This window comes from Desulfamplus magnetovallimortis (assembly GCF_900170035.1).
GTDB lineage: Bacteria > Desulfobacterota > Desulfobacteria > Desulfobacterales > Desulfobacteraceae > Desulfamplus > Desulfamplus magnetovallimortis.
Genome location: NZ_LT828545.1, coordinates 148166 through 169788, shown reverse-complemented (window position 1 = coordinate 169788; position 21623 = coordinate 148166). Strand labels below are relative to the sequence as shown.

15 protein-coding genes are annotated in these 21623 nt (G+C 40.8%); 9 read left to right on the top strand and 6 right to left on the bottom strand.

The genetic code is table 11. The features are described 5' to 3' along the window. Positions 1-31: 31 nt before the first annotated feature. The 4 genes from MTBBW1_RS12395 to cas7-11i form a co-directional block, all read right to left on the bottom strand. The gene (locus MTBBW1_RS12395) at positions 32-1867 is read right to left on the bottom strand and encodes an ATP-binding protein (protein ID WP_080804078.1); all 1836 of its coding nucleotides are present in this window, start codon (positions 1865-1867) and stop codon (positions 32-34) included. 202 nt (positions 1868-2069) lie between these two features. After that, positions 2070-3065 (bottom strand): type III-I CRISPR precrRNA processing endoribonuclease Cas6, encoded by a 996-nt coding sequence (gene cas6, locus MTBBW1_RS12390; RefSeq protein ID WP_080804076.1) that lies wholly within the window; start codon positions 3063-3065, stop codon positions 2070-2072. Beyond that, a complete protein-coding gene (gene cas10i / locus MTBBW1_RS12385; protein ID WP_080804074.1) occupies positions 3046-3927 on the bottom strand; it encodes a type III-I CRISPR-associated protein Cas10i in 882 nt (293 codons plus the stop codon). The genes cas6 and cas10i overlap by 20 nt, the downstream gene beginning before the upstream one ends. Beyond that, entirely contained in the window at positions 3911-7138 is a 3228-nt protein-coding gene (gene cas7-11i, locus MTBBW1_RS12380; protein WP_080804072.1) for a type III-I CRISPR-associated gRAMP effector Cas7-11i, read from the bottom strand. The genes cas10i and cas7-11i overlap by 17 nt, the downstream gene beginning before the upstream one ends. Positions 7139-7919: 781 nt before the next feature. Here cas7-11i and MTBBW1_RS12375 point away from each other — a divergent pair. From MTBBW1_RS12375 to MTBBW1_RS12365, 3 genes are all read left to right on the top strand, one after another. Beyond that, the gene (locus MTBBW1_RS12375) at positions 7920-8279 is read left to right on the top strand and encodes a (2Fe-2S) ferredoxin domain-containing protein (RefSeq protein ID WP_080804070.1); all 360 of its coding nucleotides are present in this window, start codon (positions 7920-7922) and stop codon (positions 8277-8279) included. Positions 8280-8510: 231 nt separating this feature from the next. Continuing rightward, entirely contained in the window at positions 8511-10160 is a 1650-nt protein-coding gene (locus tag MTBBW1_RS12370; protein ID WP_080804068.1) for a fatty acid--CoA ligase, read from the top strand. Between the two features lie 10 nt (positions 10161-10170). Beyond that, a complete protein-coding gene (locus MTBBW1_RS12365; RefSeq protein ID WP_080804066.1) occupies positions 10171-11517 on the top strand; it encodes a radical SAM protein in 1347 nt (448 codons plus the stop codon). 52 nt (positions 11518-11569) lie between these two features. Here the strand turns inward: MTBBW1_RS12365 and MTBBW1_RS12360 are convergent, their stop codons facing one another. Next, the gene (locus tag MTBBW1_RS12360; RefSeq protein WP_080804064.1) at positions 11570-13087 is read right to left on the bottom strand and encodes a hybrid sensor histidine kinase/response regulator; all 1518 of its coding nucleotides are present in this window, start codon (positions 13085-13087) and stop codon (positions 11570-11572) included. A gap of 480 nt (positions 13088-13567) precedes the next feature. Between MTBBW1_RS12360 and MTBBW1_RS12355 the strand changes: the two genes are divergently transcribed. From MTBBW1_RS12355 to MTBBW1_RS12335, 5 genes are all read left to right on the top strand, one after another. Continuing rightward, positions 13568-14428, top strand: coding sequence for a histidinol-phosphatase HisJ (locus tag MTBBW1_RS12355; RefSeq protein WP_080804061.1), 861 nt, complete (start codon positions 13568-13570; stop codon positions 14426-14428). A gap of 50 nt (positions 14429-14478) precedes the next feature. Continuing rightward, the gene (locus tag MTBBW1_RS12350) at positions 14479-15261 is read left to right on the top strand and encodes a substrate-binding periplasmic protein (protein ID WP_080804059.1); all 783 of its coding nucleotides are present in this window, start codon (positions 14479-14481) and stop codon (positions 15259-15261) included. Between the two features lie 170 nt (positions 15262-15431). Then, positions 15432-15899, top strand: coding sequence for a D-aminoacyl-tRNA deacylase (gene dtd, locus MTBBW1_RS12345; protein WP_080804057.1), 468 nt, complete (start codon positions 15432-15434; stop codon positions 15897-15899). Beyond that, a complete protein-coding gene (locus MTBBW1_RS12340) occupies positions 15896-16654 on the top strand; it encodes an RNA methyltransferase (protein WP_080804055.1) in 759 nt (252 codons plus the stop codon). Before dtd ends, MTBBW1_RS12340 begins: the two co-directional genes overlap by 4 nt. Before the next feature lie 26 nt (positions 16655-16680). Further along, positions 16681-17337, top strand: a complete 657-nt coding sequence (locus MTBBW1_RS12335; RefSeq protein ID WP_080804192.1) for a lysophospholipid acyltransferase family protein — start codon at positions 16681-16683, stop codon at positions 17335-17337. A gap of 85 nt (positions 17338-17422) precedes the next feature. On the opposite strand, the gene MTBBW1_RS12330 is transcribed toward MTBBW1_RS12335, so the two are convergent. Next, the gene (locus MTBBW1_RS12330; RefSeq protein WP_222424055.1) at positions 17423-19222 is read right to left on the bottom strand and encodes an FG-GAP repeat domain-containing protein; all 1800 of its coding nucleotides are present in this window, start codon (positions 19220-19222) and stop codon (positions 17423-17425) included. An 808-nt stretch (positions 19223-20030) separates the two neighbouring features. Here MTBBW1_RS12330 and MTBBW1_RS12325 point away from each other — a divergent pair. Continuing rightward, positions 20031-21455, top strand: coding sequence for a dockerin type I domain-containing protein (locus MTBBW1_RS12325; protein ID WP_080804053.1), 1425 nt, complete (start codon positions 20031-20033; stop codon positions 21453-21455). Positions 21456-21623: the final 168 nt, after the last annotated feature.

Sequence of the window (21623 nt, the reverse complement as noted above, 5' to 3'; positions counted from 1 at the left end):
ACAGGCTGTTACGGAGACTTTCATATAAATTCTATGATTCATTGAATATCGGAATGGAATAATTTCCTCCATAAAATCTGAAAATCCCATTAATTCCTTCATGATCTGAATGGAGAATATCATCACGATCCTTTACATATTCCATTACTTCATCTGTGAATCCTCCGGTGGAGACAAGCCATATGGTCACTTCCGGAACCGAAACACCCTCTTCCATAGATTGAATCCTCAAGACTTCCCCTGCTTCCTCAATCTTTTTAACCTGGGACATACCCATTTTTTTCTTTGTGTATTTACACTCACAGATCCAGACCCTCTCTTTACCTTTAACCCTTCCATAGACATCTATCTGATATTGAGGCGTTTTTGACCCTTTTACTGTTTTGGTATCAACATACTGAAACAGCGGCATTTCAATTTCGCCTTTTTTACCAAAAAATTCTCCACCCATTGAACCACTATTAAACTTCATCATGGTCACCTGGACAACCATCTCAAGGAACTTTCCCTTTAGTGTATTAAAAAGGTTCTGCTGACTCAGATCTATCTCCTCTACATCTTCTATATCCTTTTCATACACAAATTTTATAAAACGCATCAGACATATATCATTAAAAGTGTAAAACCTTGCTGCACTTCTATACACAAGATCCGCCTGGTAGAGCTTTTCTATCTTCGCTTCAACCCTCTTTTTTGAAACTTTCAGCTTATCTGCAATCTCTTTTATCTCAACAGGTTTGTTGTTGTACCTGGTGAAGTAATAAATTATCTTTCGCCCTATTGGCTCATCTGCTTCAGAATCTCCGTTGATTATTCTGCGATTATCCTCAAAATGGGTCTGCCAAAAACCATAGATTTTCCCCTGCTCTATTTCATATCGAATAATACGATCAATATTCTCTCTACTATCATATGATTTATTTGAACACTTTGACATCGCAAGGCAGTAGAGATAATAGGGATGGCCGCCAACTTGAGTACTTGCATACAATGCATTCTCTGAACCTATTTCAGTGTCAGGCAGATAAATCTCAAGAAGTTGCCTCAAAAGGGCTGCTCCATCTGGGACAGACAATGGTTTAAGATACGAAAAATCAAATCTGCCGCCAAGGGGACCACCCATTACTGTCCTGAATACCAGTGTAACGGCAGAACCTGATACCAGCATGGGGGCTTTTCGGCTTTGTGATTGACGATCATAGGTGGCTGTCAGGTCGGTTCCCTCAAGATAAGGCTTTTTTACCCTCTCTTCCCTTATCTGTTTCAATGACTCTTCATCTACATTATGAATATAAAATTTCATGTCCTGAAATTCATCAATTATAACAGCAACCCTTGTGCCAGAATACGATGCTAACTGTTCAGGCACCTTAATGAAACCATCCCATTGATTTCTTATATCATCATAACTTGTATCATTGAATCTATTCAAAAAACCTTTAATATACTCTTTTGCCATAACTACAGCATTATTCTCAGATTTATATTCTAATAATTGTTCTATTTTTACTCTCTGATCAGCATAGAGAATGGGGTCTTGAAGGCAATAAGCTATATACTGCCTGAAAAAGGTTGTGGCATATTCAAGTAAAAAATTTTTCAGAGTGGTCTCTTCCCGTTTCATGCGAAAATAAAAGGGGGCGACTTTATATTCAGACTTGAAGAAGACTGTATTGACAAGTCGATCCAGCAGTACTGTTTTGCCCATTCTTCTGGGAGCAATTATGGCAGTACTTGGTGATGCCATACGTTGAATATTTTTTACCCAACCATCAAGCGCACGAAGTATTTCCACACGATCTGTGAACTCCTCATAGGCAACCATCTCTTCTACTGGAAGAATCCCTATAACCGGAGGACTTTGCATACTTAATTCTCCTTAGCTGCTTTACCGTGGAAATAGATACAAATTTTAATATTCGGGGGGGGCTTAATGCCGGCCATGACCGTTTAATCTGTTTGTTTTTCCAAGATAGATATTGACCCCTGATTAAAGGATTTAAGGGTTAACATGATTTAAAAATCAGGTTAATCCCTTAATAATGAAAATACTTGAATAAGCACAATAATCATACCATAGTATAGGTACCGCATCCAAAATGGGTATATTCTCCTATATGAAGAATGGAACCAAGCGACAAAAAAGGTATCAATGTTTCATGAACAGGTGTTTTAAATGTCTGGGAACCCATTCTCAAACCTGAAAAAAGCTGCGATGATTTTTTAATATTATGACGACAGATAGAATTACTATCTGCATATTTCATGGCCTCTCTCCAGGAGGCAAGTTCATCTTTTTCAATGCTGTTCAAAAAATCCATGGCCGTTGAATATTTCCCAAGAGTTACATAACAAACTCTTTCAGCTATAGCCTCCAGAATGCTGGATAACGGGGGAACAGGCATGGATTTTCTGTTGCCGGTTCTACCTGCTTTGTTGCTGGCAGGCGCAACAAGAAAAGGAGAAAGCCATCTTATCCTGTCCAGGGAATTAAATGAATCTGGTCCAAACTTCAGGCCGTTTGACCATTGGGAAGAAATGATCTTTCGCCTTAAATCCAGTTTCCCGTTTTTCAGAATCGGCTTCCATGAAGAGCCACGGGCAGAGTAAACAGAACTTATATCAAAATGTCCCCATAGAGAATTTTTATATTTTGTACCGATATAAGGATTCATTGCAATCTGCTCCATTGCCGGAAGAATTACCTCAACAAACAGTTCATGATCTGCGGAACGGCCAAGAAGCTTAAGTTCAAAAAGAATGCGTTCGCCCTTACCGTAGGATCTTTTGGCAGGATACCAGAAAATAACAGCATCAATTGGCCATGGATTCCTGTTTACAAACTTGACAGATGCTTTCTTCCTGGCAACATCAGAGCAGTATGAGTGCCAGGCTGAAAGACTCTTCTTCCATGCCCGAGCATCCACAATGGGCAGAGCGTCGGCAATAACCTCACCCAGAAGCAGGGACAACTCCATTGCAGGCCACTTTGGAAGCCATACAAGGGTGGAGTTTACTTCAAGTACAAAAAGATAACGAATCAGATCAAAAGACATATTCAACATAATCAAGTAGCTCATATAACAGGATAATCTGATTTTCAGACCACGTGCGAATATTCCAGGAGTTAAGCATATCCCTTGCTTCCGGCTTAAGGGTTGCCGCAAAACGGCTCCATTGAAAACGTCCGTCTGTGATGTTGTCAAGATTGATTAACTCCCTCAAAAGGTCTTGATCCTCAGGACGAAGCAGCGAACGAAAAATAAAAGCCATCTGCAGCAATTCAAGAAACTCCATGACACTAAATGTCAATATTCCTGCATTATCTCTTTCACGTGGAGAAAAGACCTGATAAGGTCTTGAAAAAAAACGGACTCTCAGAGTATCCATGGGATACCTTGAATCCTGGTGGATGGCTCTATTGATTATATCACTCATTTCAGCCTTTGCACTCTTTCCCGTTGTGGGAAATATCTGGAGCAGCCCCTTTAAATCAGCACCATGATAAAGTAGCAGCTCCTGTAGCCACGGCTTTATTTTATAACGATCAAGAACCAGCATAAAGTGGGAGTCATCATGAACATATGCCCCAACTATATCAGAAGAGTAGAAACCTTTTCCTGACTCCAAATTTTTGGGGATCTGATTCACATATCCCCATACAACTACAGAATGCCTTGACCTGTGTCCCATTTTCCTTGAAGCAGTAACTATCTTCTTACATATTCTGCAATAAGCTTCTCCGTCAGGATCCTCACAAGGATAAATCCAGCAACGACTACATGGCACATCAAAAAGCGTAACTGCATTCGCCAGAGATTTCTCCTCTGGAAAGAGATCCGGTTTACATTTTCTGAAATAATTCAGGGTTGCCATGAGTTCGGCACCACTTCTGCTACGGCGTATCCAGTCAAATGTGTTCAGCATTTAAAGCCTTTTTAAGTGCAGAGTAATTTTGAACGCTTTTGATGGCCGCCTTCATATCAATGTCAAGGGGAATACGCCAATTGCTCATGGAGTTGTCAGCATACCGTTTTGTCCAATCAATAAGATAACTTTCGGGAAGAATGGAAAATCTCAGGCTTCCAAAACCCAGATAACGTGTATTACCCATCTTGTGAGCCAAACCAGGCTCCAGCTCAAGGGACCAAAGGAGACGGTGAAACTCTGATTCTTCAAGATTCCAGAAACGAATTGTAAAACGGGCCTTGTTGCCTGGAAGCATTGCCCTGAAATACCTTGCATTAACCTCGTCAGGAGCAAAGGTTTCCATCTGTTGCACAACCGGCGCAAGGGGAGCATGGGAAAAGATTCGCCACTTGTCAGCCACAAGATGCATTGCAGCATGGCCGCCGGCTTTTTTTTGCCATCCTGAATCAGCATAACGCCATTCACCATAGGGATATGGCACTTTAAACCATCCAAGTTCAGGTTCTTCAAACTTGGCAAAATCGAAGACCAGGCGTCCCATAAGCGCCTGATTGGGGCCATTTCCCACCCATCCAAAAAGACTGTCAACAGGATTAAGGCGAGAGATATCCATACTCTCAGCATGGGAGTTGCTGGCAATTGTATATATATGACGAACCATGCCTTTGACGCTGCGTCCAGGAAGCGCATATGTCATCTTTGCATTAGCACTCCTTTGGCCCGCTTCCGGGGGTGAAATGGAATAAAAATCATGACCATTTAGACGTTCACCAGCGACTTCCACACTAAAGGAAGGTTCTCCACTCTCCTTTATATTCATGGGTGTCAGAAGCTTTGCCTCAACAGTGAGTTGACCGCAGTATCCGCCAAATGCCCTGTGGGAAACAAAACCTGCTCCGGGAGCATGGGGGATATTGTTGGTGTATTGAGAATCAGGCAATATCGGATCTATGTTAGTAATTAATTTTCCGGCCTCATCACCGCGTTTGTCAAGTACCTGCCAGAGTCCCGATGATGTCAATGGTTGATTGTTAAAAAGTTTCTGATGAATCCCGTTACTACCAGGAGCAAGCCATTGAAGCCTTGCAATATTTGCCTCTACCCAGCCAAAGCCGCTTGTTTTTTCGCCTCCAAGGGGAATATCACCCAACCTAAAATCGTTAATAAGGTGAAACAAGACAGAAACTGCGGGCATATTTTTTGTGTTAATATCCTGAATATCAATCTGGAATTTGAATTTCAGCTTATCGCCATAGGCAAAAAGATAATCAGCCTTTGATGTCTCCACAGGCTGGCCAGTGGCAGGATCCATTCTTACACCATCCATGGAACACCAGTTACCGGAATCATCCGGATCCACAAGATAGGCATCAGAAAAAAAGACCATTCCCCTTTTGCCCTGAACACCAAAGAGATCATCAAGAATAAAGGCTGTTTTTTTGGTCTCTCCCCACAACGTCTTAAGCATTTGGGAAGCTCGTTTACGAAATGCCCCTTTTATTGTACCCCCTGGTATATAAATCTCCCATGAGCCCTGTTCCTTTTGAGATGGTGCCCATGAAAGCATACGCATAAAAACGGTGTCATAGGGTTTTCCATACTCCTTTGATATATGGCGACCGGAAGGGCCACCTGACCGGAAGTCAATATGCTCCGGCTTTGCAAGCTCAAGCCTGGTCTTATCTCTGTGAGCCTTGAGAAAATCTATCTGGTTTTCATCATTGGTGATACTTTTTCTTAGGTTCGTGGAATTTAACATATGACGATATGCAACCCTGCTGTGATCCCTTAAAAAATCCTTCCATGATGAAAGCTTTATCCCTTCCGGTGGCATCTGTGGATTTGACCACTGGGATTCCCCAATCTTGCCATCTAAAAGCATGTTTTTAATTTTCAGGTGTTCTTCACGGCTCTGGATTTCAACATCCACCCAACTGTCACTCTGAAGAAGTTTAAGTTGCTGATCCACCTGCTGAAAAAGTCGATTTTCAATATTTTTGCATGCCGGGGCAATAATCTTTGTCAATGCTGCTTCATCACGAATAGCGTCTGAAACCTTTGACTCAAGCTTGTCGTCAAAACCAAAGTTCTCTGCAATCAAAAGCCACGCCTTTTGGTTTAAACTCTGTTGAAGCTGCCTCTCCTGCACAAGCTCCTTAAGAATTCTTTTGGTCATGTTGGCTGCTGTCTTGCCGGCAATCTCTGTAAAGGTCTCTTCTGCTTCTTCCTTGGATGGAAAAGGTTTATCCACTAAAGGGGTAAGCTGTGCCGCAAGTTTTTTATTGATGGCGTACTTTCCTTTTGACATCTTCTTCAGGGAAGCCGAAGGCAGCATCCAGGCATCAATCTCGGCCTCGGACTCCTCTTTTAGCCATATGGCAACACTCCTTGGAAAATACTCGGAGAACTTGCTTTTCCATTCATCCGGATTCAGAATGGAACCACCAATGGACATTTTCAACCGTTCCCTGATTACGGAAGGAATATCTGTCATGTTTTCAAGTAAAAGACCTGCGTCCATGGATAGAAATGACGGTGTGTGTGGATCCACTTTTCCCCAATTCCATCCAACAAGAACCGGATTGCTGGAGTCAAAGGAGAAATCAATTCTAAGATGATTTGCATCCTTGTGAAGCACTGGAACACTTTTGGGTTCAAATGGGAGATTAGCCTCAAGCCTTACTCTTCCAAGGCCCTTGCTTTTGCCTGCACCAAACCAGAAGCGGCTCTCCATAATCTCCTGAAGGAGAAAATAGAGCTTTTCCGTGGTGTTATCTCTTTTAAGTGTTGAGTCATTGAGGGTCATGGAAAAATTGAATACAGAGTTTTTGAAAATTGCCTCCATCTTGTAATTGGCATTGGATTCTGCAGCCCACCTGTCCTCATCCAGCTTGATTCCCATTCGCATATCAAAAAATTTATCACGGGGATAGCACTCTTCCCGAAGCTTACACTCAACATTCCTGACAAGTCCCCTTGGCATATCTTCCCCGTAAAGACGTTTCCACAATCTCTCGAGAAGTCCTATATTCTTTCCATTACGGGACTGGCCTGTAAATGCATCCATCAGAGCCTGTGCGGTGCCTTCAATTTCACCAGCCAGGGAAACCAACTTGTATTTACCGTCACCATCACGAGTAAACATGGTCTTTTTGGCATTACCCTGATAAATTGGAGTTTCTGCATACAGTTTACCTTGTAAAATCATAAAATATACTCTCCCGTTTTTTTATATCATTTGTTGGTATCATTCATATCACTTATTGATATCAGTTATTAGAAGTTTTAACCATTAAGGAATTGATTTTTAATAACGTACATGGCTGATGATAGCCACAATCGAAAAGATGAAAGTCGTTTTAAAAACAACCAATTACTGAGACTTTCATATAAACTTGCCCATTCACATCACCCGCCAAGCCCCCCTCTCACAGACTTGCGAGGGAGAGTTTGGGGAAGTTAATTAAACCCTATTACTAAGCCATCATGGAAGTAGAGACAAGGCATGCCTTGTCTCTACGGCGCCCCCCCTGATTATGAAAAATGACTATTATTTTTATATTTGGGGATGATTGATACGTAAACATGCCCGTTTATCTTATCTCAAAATATTAAATCCCGACTGCCCTATTGGACACAATCCAAAAGTAATATAGGATATGCCCTGCTTTATTGTCAAGAAACTAAGAGATGAGTATTCTTCTGCCACCCTTACACTCAATGCTGTTGTATTAATAATTTCGAAACTCTCAACCTTCCGCTTTACACTGAACGTGACAACCTTCACATTTGTCGAAATTCCACTCTACAATCCACTCCACAAAAATGTACACTGATAAATGAAAAATGTTCTGAATCTCTATTCAAACTTGACACGACGCAATTAAAAAGCGATTTTATAGCAAACATTAAATTTGACAACCCTTTTACTGACAAATCAGCCAGCAACAACAAAAAACAAACACTCTTATCATTAACAGGTGAACAAAATGGCAAAAATTACAATAGAGGATCTTAAAAAAATCAGGGAAAAGGCATCCCACACAGTTGCACTGCGAAGCGGTGACGCATCTGTCACAGTCACTGTCCACATGGGACAATGCGGCATTGATGCAGGTGCAAGGGAGGTTATGAAAGCACTGCTTGAAGCTAAAGCCGAAGCAGACAGATCAGATATAAAGGTACTGGCCGGTGAGTGTCTCGGAAAATGTGAAACCGAACCAAATATGACTGTTGACATCAAAGGTGGTGCATCCACTTTATATCAGAAAATGGATGTAAAGAAAACCCACCAGGTTTTTGCAAGCCATATTCTCGGCGGAGAGGTCCAAAACGATTTTATCATTTAGGCACAAATATTAAATAACTTGTCCATTTGCATGCTGTGGGGACAAATTTTAAATCTATCCCTGTTACTGAAAAGGGAATGATATTTAATATTTCGTGCTTATACTTACAAGCAAAAATCCAGCTTCCGGCAACATATTAACAAGAAGGTATTTTCTGAACTTTTTTAATTAACACAACAAAGATCAGAAGAGAACAATCAAAACTTTAACTCAAACAGGGAGACAAAAATTATGGGAGTCAAACTTATTGAAAAATGTGAATCTGCCTACACCTACCCTTTACTGATCAAAAACCTTCTGAAAAATTCCCTGATCAGATCCCCGGATCAGGAGATAATCTACCGTGATCAGATGCGTTATACCTACCGTGATTTTCACATTAGGGTGGCCAAACTTGCCAATGCCCTGGCAGGCCTTGGAGTAAAAGAGGGTGATACAGTAGCAGTTATGGATTTTGACAGCCATCGTTACTTAGAGTGCTATTTTGCTGTCCCCATGATGGGTGCAATCCTTCACACAGTTCACATCCGACTCTCTCCGGAGCAGATCCTTTACACCATAAACCATGCCGAAGATGATGTGATTCTTGTCAATTCCGAACTTTTGCCCCTTCTTGAACCAATAAAAGATAAGATTGAAACCGTCAAAAAGATCATCCTTATAAAAGAGACTGACCAGAATCCTGAAACTGCTATACAATTTGACGGAATCTATGAAGAACTGCTCAAGGATGCATCTGACTCCTTTGATTTTCCGGATTTTGATGAAAATGCACGGGCAACAACATTCTACACATCAGGAACAACAGGCAATCCCAAGGGAGTATATTTCAGTCACAGGCAGCTTGTGCTTCATACATATGGACTTATGACAGGGCTTTGTGCTTTTGATTCCCAGGCTGTAATGACGTCTGCCGATGTCTATATGCCATTAACACCGATGTTCCATGTCCATGCATGGGGTATGCCATATCTTTTTACAATGCTCGGGAACAAACAGATCTACCCTGGACGTTATGAACCTGAAATGATCCTGAAACTTGTCATGGGAGAGAAAGTCACATTTTCCCACTGCGTTCCCACAATCATCCACATGCTTGTCAACTCCCCTGTAATAAACAAGGTGGATCTATCCAACTGGAAGGTTGTAATAGGCGGCTCTGCCCTGCCAAGGGGGCTTTGCAAAGCTGCTACAAATGCAAAAATAAATCTTTATTCTGCCTATGGAATGTCTGAAACATGTCCTCTTCTGACAGTTGCCCATCTTAAACCACACATGTATGAATGGGATGAAGAAAAACAGATAGACATCCGGTGCAAAACCGGCCTGCCTATCCCAATGGTGGATATTGAAATCATTGATCCCCTTGGTAATCCTGTTGCCCATGATGGTGTTCAGACAGGTGAGGTTGTTGCAAGAAGCCCCTGGCTTACCCAAGGCTATCTTCACAACCAGGAAAAGAGTGAAGAGTTATGGTTTGACGGCTGGCTCCATACAGGTGATGTGGGAAGTATTGATGCAGAAGGTTACCTAAAGATCACAGACCGGCTTAAAGATGTCATCAAGACTGGTGGAGAATGGATATCTTCCCTCACCCTTGAAGATATAATAAGCCAGCACCCGGCTGTGAGTGAATCTGCCGCCATTGGAGTACCTGATGAAAAATGGGGAGAGCGACCCATTGTTCTTGTTGTATTAAAAGATGAGTTTAAAGAAAAAGATCTTGAGGATGAGCTGAAAAAAGTTTTCATGGAAGAGTACGAAAAAGGCAATATCCCAAAATACGGCGTTCCTGACCGAGTCATCTCTGTGGACTCCATTGCCAAAACAGGTGTTGGAAAACTTGATAAAAAGGTACTGAGAGTACAATACGCAAAATAGACACGGACAAATGAAACAATCGCTGTCAGACAACTTTTTTCCAACACTGTCACTTAGCACCCCAGACTTCCGGATAACACTTAATAAAAGGGGTGCAAGTGAATATACAAAGATAAGTTTTCCCCTGAAGTATGGCATCTATTCAGAAATTGAGACAAAGGATGCTGTACTTCAGTTCAACCTTAATAACGAGATTGTAAGGGCAAAGGGAAAGGATAAAAAGTGGATCCAGCCTTCTGAATGGCTAAAAAGGAGCATGGGAAACGACTGGATATACTATTCAACCGGAGGATACACCGGAGTCTTTGAAGCAACAGGGGAGTACTATCTGCCCAATCTGCAATATCCCACAAACTCCCTGATAGGAGGTAAACCATTCAAAGAGGCTTCTGTTGCAAGAATTGTCTCGTCCTGGCATGAAATCATAAAAGATGTGATGATTTCTGTGAAAAAGGATACTTCAAAAACAACAAATGAATCTGAAAAAAGAGAAATATTCATCAGATTTCTTGAAAAGGCACTTCTAAACACTCCCGAAAGGCTTGAAAATAAAGCTCAAAACCTTTTTGAAGTTTCAGATGGCAGAATTACAGTTATGCCGCCGGATGCCCGCCATGTTGACTATGATATTATACCTCTCACCATATCAGAAGGCTGCCTTTATAAATGCAGATTCTGCCGAATAAAAACAGATAAACCCTTTTCTATAAAAAGCAAAGAAAAAATAAAAGAGAAGATAGAGATTCTTAAAAAACTATATGGAAAGGATATTGTAAATTATAACAGCATTTTCCTGGGGGATCACGATGCACTGAATGCTGGGAAAGAGACCATTCTTTCTGCTGCGGCAACAGCCCATGAAGCATTTGGATTCAAAGACGCCTTCATGAAGGGAAGCTCGCTTTTCATGTTTGGCAGCGTTGATTCATTGATGGAAAGGGAGGGCACTGTGAATGATGCCAAAGCTTTACTTGATGATTTGAACAGGCTTCCTTTCTGCACATACATCAACATCGGCCTTGAATCATCAGACCAGGAGACCCTTGATTTTCTCGGTAAACCAATTACATCAAAACAGGTTGAAGAGACATTTCTTTATATTCAGCACATTAACGCAACATACCCCAATATTGAGATAACCGCCAATTTCATAATGGATGAAAATCTTCCTGACGGACATTATCCAGCTTTTTTAAATCTTGTCAGAGAAAAAATTGCACGAACAAAAACCAAAGGCACGGTTTATCTCTCACCCCTTCGAATAAACAAACCATCAAGGGAAGTACTATTTGAGTTTAACCGTCTTAAAACCCTGAGCAGGGTACCAACCTTTCTTTATATTATCCAGAGGCTTTAAAAATAAAGTAGAGAATGAGACAGAATCCCGTCACCAAAAGCTATATTGCTCCCTAAAGCTCTTTATCGTCACAAACATTTCCTGCCACAGGAATATAGACATCAACCCTGGTACCCTTCCCTTCCACTGAATCAATATCAATAAAGCCGTCATGTTTTCTTACAATGGAGTAGGCAATGGAGAGCCCAAGACCAGTTCCCTTATCCGCACCTGGAAATTTTGTTGTGTAATAAGGATCAAACACTTTCTCCACATCTGATGCGGTGATTCCCCTTCCGGTATCATGAACACCAGTAACAACATATTCGCAATGGTGGGTTGAGCTGAAATGGCGATGAATTGAGATCCGGACTTCCCCTTTAAAATCCATGGCTTCAGTTGCATTGACTGTTAGATTATACAAAACAGTCTTGATCTGTTCAGCATCGCCATCAACAGGGTAATCAAGCAAAGGATCAGCAACATCAAGTCTAATGGGGGTTTTGCACTCTTTATTACTGATAAAGGCTTCTGCAAGTTTTTTCATGTCAACCCTTTTTTTAACAGGTTCTTCCCCCCTTGCAAGGCCAAGAAGTTTACCGGAAAGCTCTTTTGCCTGCATTATGCCCGCTTCGGCAGCATCAAAGTATTCATCAGCTTCAGAATTTGCAACAATGAGTTGAGCAAGGTTTAGATTTCCAAGAATGGCAGCAAGGGTATTATTGAGATCATGGGCAATCCCTCCTGCAAGAACGCCGATTGCCTTGAATCTTTTTGCTTTCTGCATCTCCCTGGAAATTTTGCGGTATTTTGTCATATCCATTGCAATTTCAAGTCTTACCAGACGGCCGTCGTGCCAGTATATGGCCTGATCTTTGATACTGAAATGTCGTTTTAGAACAGGATTGTAAAACTCCCAGGTGTATGGCTGGAATGGCTTCCCCTGACTATCCACAAGCTTTAGATTGGTGCAAAAATCACAAGGCCCTTTATTGGCTTTCTGAAGAACCTGCCAGCACAATTTTTTCCTGTATGAATCCGGCTCTCCATCAAATCCAAAAAGCCTCTTGAATTTTGTATTTGCATAAATCAGTTCATATGTCTGCATATCTGCAACATAGACAACAGCATCCATATTTTCAAAAATTGCTTCAAATGTGGCGTTTGCCTTTTTCAGGCGCTCCTCCCACAACTTATTTTCTTGGAGCAATTGATACTTTTGCATGGCCTGACGCAATGTACTGAAAAGAATTTCAAAATCCATTATAGGTTTTTGAAGATATGCAAAAGCGCCGTTATCTGCCATACTTTCAGCAACATTTCTGACAGTTGCATAACCTGTTAAAACCACAAACTGAACAACATGGTTGGATTTTCGAACTTCTTTAAGAAGCTCAAGTCCGCTCATGCCAGGCATATTCATGTCGGAAAGAATAACTGCGGGATTAAATTCAGAAAGAATGTCAATGGCATCTTCTCCGGATTTTGCTGCACGGAGCTCAAATCCCTCATCCTCAAGAAGTTCAGAAAGGGAATCAAGGATTTCCGGGTTATCATCGACAATCAGGAGATTCTGATTTATAAAGTCCATAAGATTACATCCGAAAAGTAAAAATGTTCAAGTCATAACATTTGATAGTCTCATCAAAACTCAGAAATACCAGACAGGGGTAGAGTGTGTCGTCATTGAAAACACTACTCTTTACATAAGGATATAGTCAAGAAATTTTGCTTTTTAAATATAGTGTGAAGTGACATTACTTCTATTTTGAGTATAGTATTCCATATAATAAAATTGATAATGGAAATGTCTAACTATCTGTTATCTGGATTAATTTTCTTGACCAAAAAATAAAATATTTTTCTGGAAAGCTATAGTTACTATATTCCGTTTTTTTAAATTCTTGATTTTAGGCAAGTGTCGTGCTACCTGTTTTACTCTATGGGAATAAATAAAAAATCCTTGTAACACACTGAATACGTACCCTTATCTCTAAACCTCCATGGCCGAGTTGGCCACCCCCGACCATAAAAAAAAGTGGGGGATTTTTTTCACGGTAATACTTTGAATATGACTGAAGAGACAAATTTATATCAGATGGTATCCGTACATGGTGGTCACAGCAGAGAATTCTGCAACCACGCACAGGACACACTGGAATCAATGATTTTACGCTACATTGAACTTGGATTCAAATGGGTAGGAATCACAGAGCACATATATCCGCCCTCCAATGAATTGCGATATACAGACGAAATTGAATCCGGACTTGATCAAAAATTTCTAAAAGAAAATTTTAAAAAGTACATGTCAAAATGCAGAGTTCTTCAACAAAAATATCAGGACAAGATCAAAATTTATACAGCTTTTGAGACAGAAACTTACAGAGGATTCAAAAAGCTGGTTTTAAATGCCATAAATAACTATAAGCCTGATTATATTGTGGGATCAGTTCATCATGTGGATGATCATTGCATTGATTATTCACCTGACAGCTATCAAGAAGCTGTCAAGAGAGCCGGTGGAATTCACGCCCTTTACTGCCGCTATTTTGACATACAATACGAAATGATTGAGACCTTATCCCCTGCTGTTGTGGGACATTTCGACCTTATCAGAATTTTTGACAGCAATTATAAAGAGACCATAAAAGCCCCTGATGTCTGGCAACGGATTGTAAGAAACCTCAAAATAATAAGGGAAAAGAATCTTATTATGGACTTCAATCTCAGGGCACTTAAAAAAGGGGCAGAGGAACCATATATATCTGCCCAAATACTTGAAAAGGCAAAGGAATTTCGTATCAATGTTGTTCCAGGCGATGATTCCCATTCTGTCAGTGATATAGGTCTTAACATGGCAAAAGGAATCCGCATTCTGCAAAATGCTGGATTCAACATGAAATGGCCGAAGCCTCGTCTTTATAGATAACCTGGTGTTCATAATTTATTTTTACACATTATTAAAATGGAGACAGAAATATGTCAAAAACTATGAGTCATCCAAAAATTCACTATATCAACTCAATGTTTTTTACAATTTTCATTTTTATAACTTTTCTCATTGGAGCGATAACTGTAAATGCTGAAAACCCCAAAATAAGCTTTGTTACCTTAGAGTGGGAACCTTACTATGGCCCAAACCTTAAAGATGAAGGATATTTTTCAGATATTGTCAGAACTGCATATAAAGAGACAGGCCATGAAATTTCAATCAGCTTTGTTCCCTGGAAAAGGGCAATGTATGAAGCCAAAAATCTCTATTTTAATGCAATTCTTGGCATATATCATAGTGAAGAGAGAGCAGAATGGCTCCTATATTCAGAGCCTGTAAGTGAAAGCGAAATAGTACTATTTGCTGTTAAAGGCAAAAACATTGTATGGAATACAATTGAAGACTTAAAGCCTTACAAAATTGGCATTGAACACGGCTATGCCTATTCATCGGAATTTGACAGTGCTGATTTTTTACAAAAGGAGTCTGTAAGAAAACTTGAGCTTAATATCAAAAAGCTTCTTGAAGGAAGGCTTGACCTTATTGCAGCATCAAAAAAACGCCTACTTTTCTGGGTTAACACAAACCGGCCTGAAATAAGGGATAACATCGAGATTGTACCAGGTGTCCTTTCATCCAATCCACTATACGTTGCTTTTCCAAAAGATGGGGAAAATGCCGAAACATATCTTAAAGAGTTTAACAAGGGACTTAAGCAAATAAAAGATAATGGCACTTATGCAGAAATCCTTCTGAAACATGGATTTTAACCGTTTTAATGACACAGCTCTTTACACGTTTTCGGCATCCTTCATTTGCCAGTTTACACTTTCTGGAGCCACATTCCCATTTTTCGGGAATTATCTCAAAAAACTGCCAACTACTTTTGATGGATTATGAAGGATGCAACATTTTCTAACAAAAAAGGAGAATCCATCTGATGAAAGCAGTCCTGCAAAGGGTAACCAAAGCAAGTGTCTCTGTTGCTGACAAAATTACCGGAACCATTGACAATGGCCTTGTAATTTTGCTTGGAGTCGGCCATCATGATACTGAATCACAAGCTTCCTTTCTTGCAGAAAAAATTATCAATCTAAGAATTTTTGAGGATGAGAACGGAAAGCTCAACCGTTCCCTGCTTGATGTGCAAGGGGAGCTTCTAGTGATATCACAGTTTACCCTTTTTGGAGATTGCCACAAGGGAAGACGTCCGTCATTTGTAAATGCTGCATATCCTGAAACAGCAGAGAGATTGTATGAGTATTTTGTACAACTTACCCGTGAAAAGGGCATTCACACTGAAACCGGAGTATTCGGGGCAATGATGGATGTAACTCTAACAAACAGCGGCCCTGTCACATTAACTCTTGATACAGAAGAATTAAAGCCCAAACACAAAAACCCATGAAAAAAGATAACCTCACCGTGATCCTTGTTGAACCACAGGGACCTCTTAATATCGGCTCTGTATGCAGAGCAATGATGAATTTTGGCTTCCATGATCTTCGCATTGTAAATCCATGCAGGGGCTACCAATCAAGGGAAGCACGAAAGATGGCATTGAGTGCGCAGCATATGCTTTCGGAAGCCAGGATTTTTGAAAACCTTCCACAGGCAATTAAAGATTGCCATGTGGCCTTTGGCACAACCCGCAGATTTGGCAGATACAGAAAAAACTTTTTCACTCCTGACAGCGCAGCAGAAAAAGTTTCAGATATGGATGATTCCATCAGATGCGCTTTAGTACTTGGCAGGGAAGACAATGGGCTTGATACTGATGAACTAGCACTTTGTCAGCACTTTGTCACCATTCCCACAGATGATGCCTTTCCCTCCATGAACATATCCCATGCACTTACAATATTTCTCTATGAAATCTCAAGAACAATGCGAAACAAGATTTCATCTCCGGTTGACCCAAAGCCCCCTGCCACCATTGATTCAATTGAACAGATGTATTCCCATATGCAAAAGGCCCTCAATGATATTGAGTTTCTTGATCCCCAGAACCCTGATCATCTTATGAGAACTTTCAGAAGAATCTTTGGAAGAGCAGCACTTATGGACAGGGATGTAAGAATCATAAGGGGACTTATGAGTAAAATCGAATGGGTCAACAGCCAGAGAAATCCTTCTGCAACAGAAGGCTCTGGAAAAGAGTGAAACAGGAAAGATATAAAGGAAAAAACATGTTCAAAAAATTAAAATGGCTTGTATATAAATGGCCATTCACAGCTATTCTTTACTATTTTATAAAGCTGTACGCACTTACATTTCGTTTAACCGTAAAGCATGAAAAAGAGTGGCAGAATCTCCTGAAAAAAGGAGAGACAATAGTACTCTGTACATGGCATCAGCAATTCTTTGCAGCTATAAGCTATTTCAAGCGATATACCCCCCTTAATCCCGCATTAATGATAAGCAGAAGCAGAGATGGGGAACTGATCGCAGCAGTAGCAAAACGATCAGGCTGGCACACGGCAAGAGGCTCCTCTTCAGTTGGGGGAAAAGAGGCAATGGATGAAATGATAAAACATCTGAACACCCATGGATTTGGTGCCCATATAACAGATGGCCCACAAGGCCCCTTGGGCATAGTAAAACCTGGGCTTATCAAAATGGCAATGGAGAGCAATGCCATAATAGTGCCATTTTACACATCCTCAGACAATGCATGGTTTTTTAATTCATGGGATCGCTTTATGCTGCCAAAACCATTTTCAAGGGTTACATTGAATTTTGGTGCTCCCATACATTTACCCATACCAGAAACTCCCCATGAATTTGAACAGCAACGTCAAAATGTAGAAAAGATCATGAAGGTACACCTTTTGGTAGTGTCATAAAAGTGTTGATATCTTTTTGTGAAAGCCCTGCTGAATCAAGGTTTGTGAAGAGCTCATCAACATATTTGGGACACCACCCACCTTTTCAATTGAGTTCAATCTTAAGTGTTTGTGGAGATACAGGTTCTGGAGGAGTAGGCGTCAATGTGGGGGCAATTCCTGTTCTTTGCATATTACCCCTGCCTGTTCCCCAGTGTACAACGGCATTGGAGGTTCCGGGCAGATCATAGGCCACAAAACCTGAATGGGCAGTATTAACAATAATTTCAAGATCCGGATCTCCATCTATATCTGCAAGAGTAGGAGCAGCAAGCCCCCCGTTCCAATCAGGGCTTCCATACGCTTCTGGAAGGGGCACCCTGTGTAGCAGCTTGCCTTCGGAATTTAACACAAAAAGATCACCGGTTCTCCCCGATCCCTTCTCCACCCAGGAGGTAAAAAGCACTTCACAACTGCCGTCACCATCAAGATCAGATGCAACAGGCTCGGATGCAAACCGCATATAGCCTTCTGATGAGTCATGAACCGAAAAAGGCCACTCCCCATGCTCTGTTTTATCTAACCAGAATGCATGAACTTTTCCATCATAGGAAGAGTAAAGAATTTCTTCAATACCATCTCCGTCAAGATCCGCAACTATGGGGTTGGGCTGGTTATTTTCAATGATATTGTAATCTTCCGTCAAAGGGCTTCCGGTATCCACCGGAGCATCTTCCCAGTTGAGGCCATTCCATTTAAATCGAGATCGATCACTATTAAAGATATAAATCCCATTATACTGTCCAGGTGGATGACCAATGGCACAATCATAGACATTACCTGTAGCCACGATTTCACGGACACCATCCTTATCAAAATCACACATCAAAGCAGCTCCATGTGCAAAATTGGTTCTATAACGCTCTTTGCGCTCTCCTCCGCACTCTCCCCATCCCCTAAGCTCAACTTCAAGACTTTCCCACACTCCAACTTTGCCCCATGCCTTATCTCCATATATCTCGTTTGTTGGCAAGGGAGTGCCCCATGAGTCATAAGCACATATGTAATGCACATCAGAAGGAACAATAATCTCCACACTTCCATCCCCATCCAGATCACCCACTGCGGCATTATCATTAAAAACACCATAGGCATAACCGCTCTCATCAGCCAATTGCGGCCAACCATTACGAAGGCTTCCGTCATGCTCATACACCCAGGTATTTACCTTGCTTGAAACCGCACCTGTAACAACAAGCTCCATACTGCCGTCCCCATCAAGGTCACATGCTGAAAGCCCTCTTAATTCCCTGGAGATGGGGTTCACTGTCCAGCGAAGCGTTCCATCATGATTAAAGAGATGAAGATATCCACTGCCATGAGCTGTGGCAAACTCCTTATGGCCATCGCCATCAATATCAGCCACTACAACCCCTGGCCAGACACGCCCACCCTCCGGATCCACGCGATATTTAAGAGAGCCGTCCTCACCATTTAATACAAATATAGAATAAGAAGCTCCTATTACCTCTTGTTTTCCATCTTCATCCAGATCCGCCACTGCTGGTGAAGAGTACCAACCTGTCTCACACCAAGAGGAAAAACACCCTCCATTCTGCCATTTTATACGTGGAGTTTCCAGAGCTGACACACTGAAAGATATACTTATCACCATAAGTACACACATAAAAAATATAACAGCTTTGCAACCAGCAACAATCTTTTTTGATTTTATAAGAAAGTCCCCGTATTTCAAGGTTTTTTTCAGGGCTTTCATGCTTCGTTGTGGCAAGATGGGTTTGCCATGGCCGTTATAAAAAAACTTCCCACATTTTCTCTCGGTTATTAATTTTTCCATTTTGTCCATAAGACCATTCCCCCTTATATCCACTCTATTTTGTAGCATTTGCCAACGATATCCATAGATATGAATTGATACTGCAAAAAAACGGCCACAGCAATAGCGGATATTTTGCAATTCTGCATTTGCAGATTTTAACGTTCATTTAAAGCATATCTACTGTTGGGAAACCTCTCTCCAAAAAGTGTCAAGTACTTCTGGAACACAATCAAGAAGACAGAAAAAAATCCGAACATTTCGACATTCGACAATCTGGTTAACATATTTGTCAACGATATTGTCAAACAACCACAAAAAACTGTCTTTTACCATAAAAATGGCTATCATTTTTAAATGGCCTTATACTATAAATACTCAAAATCGACACATATAACATTTTAAGCCTTGTTAATAGTATCTGAATCAGGATGCCCAAGATTAACAAGATAAGGCAGGATTATCTATCCTGTACATCCTTTTCATCCTGGTTATCCTGATTCAGACAAATCCAATAATCGCTGAAAAAACAATAAGGTGTCGATTTTGAGCAAATATAGTATAATTTTTCTATCTGCTGCCATGGAACATTTTTTGCTTTATTTCCCTTCTGAACTTATCTTTTCAATCCCAAAGCCCTTACGAATAAAGTCATGCAATAATTCTCAAAGGAAAAATCTATGATCTTTTAAGGCTTTTCAATACTGTCTGAATAAGGATACCCGGGATTAAAAGGATAAGGCAGGATTATCCATCCTGAAAATCATTTTTATCCTGGTTATCCTGATTCAGACAAATATAATAATTGCTTAAAAAACAATAAGATATCTATTTTGAGCATAAAAAACATTTTGAAAAAATTAAGGAGAAAAATGAGATGAATAAAAAAAATTCCCCAAACGGGCTATTAAAATCAACATTAGCACTTTACTACATTGGACTTATCTTTCTCACTGGAATTTCAGCAACACTAATGTCAACTGAATTGACAACCCTCCATGCCCAAACTGGGGCAACACAGGGAAGCAGAACTATAAGTGTTAATACCATTACAGTCCAAACCTTTGATGAGCTGATATCTGCTGTCGAGAGTGCTTCTTCAGGGGATACCATACTTCTTGAAGATGGAACATACCAGATTTCAGGTACCTGGGCCATCCAGATACGAACAGATAACATCACCATCAGAAGCAATTCCGGCAACAGAGAATCTGTAATTATTAAAGGGATGGGTATGTACGCCAATGGCCATCATGGTTTCTGGATAGATGCAAACAACGTCACCATAGCTGATTTGACAATTGAAAATGTAAGAAACCACTGTATCCAGACTAACCCCGATGTGGATAATCTCCATGTGAAAAACTGTATTTTAAGGGATGCTGGAGAGCAAATTTTGAAAGTGCCCTACAGCTCACAGGTTGCAAGCCCCTCTGAAAACGGTATTGTGGAAGATTGCCTTTTTGAATATACAGCAGGAATAGGCCCAAGGTATTATATTGGCGGAATTGATGTCCACTTTGGAAAAGAGTGGATTGTCAGAAATAACACTTTCAAACACATTGTAAGTCCGGAAAGCAGCCTATCTGAACATGCCATCCATTTCTGGACAAATTCTGAAGGTACAGTTGTGGAAAAAAATGTAATTGTTGATTGTGACCGGGGAATAGGCTTTGGTCTCGGAAGCAGCGGGCACACCGGAGGCAGAATTATCAACAATATGGTATATACCACAAGGGATGTTGGAATCGGCCTTGAAACCGCAAGCGGTACCATAATATACAACAATACCGTTTATTCGGATAGCTATCCAAACTCAATCGAATACCGATTCAGCGGGACCACCGGCGTATCCATCATTAATAATCTGACAAGCGGTATTATAAAGCAGAGGGACGGGGGAAGCGCTTCACTGGAAAACAATGTGACTGACGCACCATATTCATGGTTCATGGATGTGGAGTCAGGAGATCTGCATCTGACAGATCTGCCGGATATCAATAATTATGTAATTGATCAGGGAATAAATCTTTCTGAAGTAACTGATGATATTGATGGAGAGTCCAGACCTGCCGGATCAGGCACAGATATTGGTGCTGATGAAACAGATTCATCCTCCCAGGGCAATATTGAGGGAGATCTCAATGGAGACGAGGTTGTTGATATACTGGATGTTATGCTGTGTGTGGATATTGTTCTCAATGGCACAGGTGATCCTGAACTTATTGAAATTGCAGATATAAATCAGGATGGTACAGTAAGTATATTGGATATAACTGAAATCATAAATCTCATTTTATAGTAAAGCGGGATTCTCCTGATAATGTTTCAAAAATCTTCAGGAGAATCCGGCATCCTTCATTTATCGGTTTACAGTTTTTGAGGCTTATTCTTTTGTCTGAATCACGGATTAAACGGATTAAAAGATTACACTGATTGAAAAAATCTGTGTAATCAGAGTAATCTGTGG

What these genes read in the sequence shown, in the direction of transcription:
- MTBBW1_RS12350 (WP_080804059.1), top strand. Translation starts at nt 14,479, where the DNA reads ATGTCAAAAACTATGAGTCATCCAAAAATTCACTATATCAACTCAATG.
- MTBBW1_RS12330 (WP_222424055.1), bottom strand. Translation starts at nt 19,222, where the DNA reads ATGCTACAAAATAGAGTGGATATAAGGGGGAATGGTCTTATGGACAAA.
- MTBBW1_RS12335 (WP_080804192.1), top strand. Translation starts at nt 16,681, where the DNA reads ATGTTCAAAAAATTAAAATGGCTTGTATATAAATGGCCATTCACAGCT.
- MTBBW1_RS12375 (WP_080804070.1), top strand. Translation starts at nt 7,920, where the DNA reads ATGGCAAAAATTACAATAGAGGATCTTAAAAAAATCAGGGAAAAGGCA.
- cas6 (WP_080804076.1), bottom strand. Translation starts at nt 3,065, where the DNA reads ATGTTGAATATGTCTTTTGATCTGATTCGTTATCTTTTTGTACTTGAA.
- MTBBW1_RS12360 (WP_080804064.1), bottom strand. Translation starts at nt 13,087, where the DNA reads ATGGACTTTATAAATCAGAATCTCCTGATTGTCGATGATAACCCGGAA.
- MTBBW1_RS12365 (WP_080804066.1), top strand. Translation starts at nt 10,171, where the DNA reads ATGAAACAATCGCTGTCAGACAACTTTTTTCCAACACTGTCACTTAGC.
- MTBBW1_RS12355 (WP_080804061.1), top strand. Translation starts at nt 13,568, where the DNA reads ATGACTGAAGAGACAAATTTATATCAGATGGTATCCGTACATGGTGGT.
- MTBBW1_RS12340 (WP_080804055.1), top strand. Translation starts at nt 15,896, where the DNA reads ATGAAAAAAGATAACCTCACCGTGATCCTTGTTGAACCACAGGGACCT.
- MTBBW1_RS12325 (WP_080804053.1), top strand. Translation starts at nt 20,031, where the DNA reads ATGAATAAAAAAAATTCCCCAAACGGGCTATTAAAATCAACATTAGCA.
- MTBBW1_RS12370 (WP_080804068.1), top strand. Translation starts at nt 8,511, where the DNA reads ATGGGAGTCAAACTTATTGAAAAATGTGAATCTGCCTACACCTACCCT.
- cas10i (WP_080804074.1), bottom strand. Translation starts at nt 3,927, where the DNA reads ATGCTGAACACATTTGACTGGATACGCCGTAGCAGAAGTGGTGCCGAA.
- dtd (WP_080804057.1), top strand. Translation starts at nt 15,432, where the DNA reads ATGAAAGCAGTCCTGCAAAGGGTAACCAAAGCAAGTGTCTCTGTTGCT.
- cas7-11i (WP_080804072.1), bottom strand. Translation starts at nt 7,138, where the DNA reads ATGATTTTACAAGGTAAACTGTATGCAGAAACTCCAATTTATCAGGGT.
- MTBBW1_RS12395 (WP_080804078.1), bottom strand. Translation starts at nt 1,867, where the DNA reads ATGCAAAGTCCTCCGGTTATAGGGATTCTTCCAGTAGAAGAGATGGTT.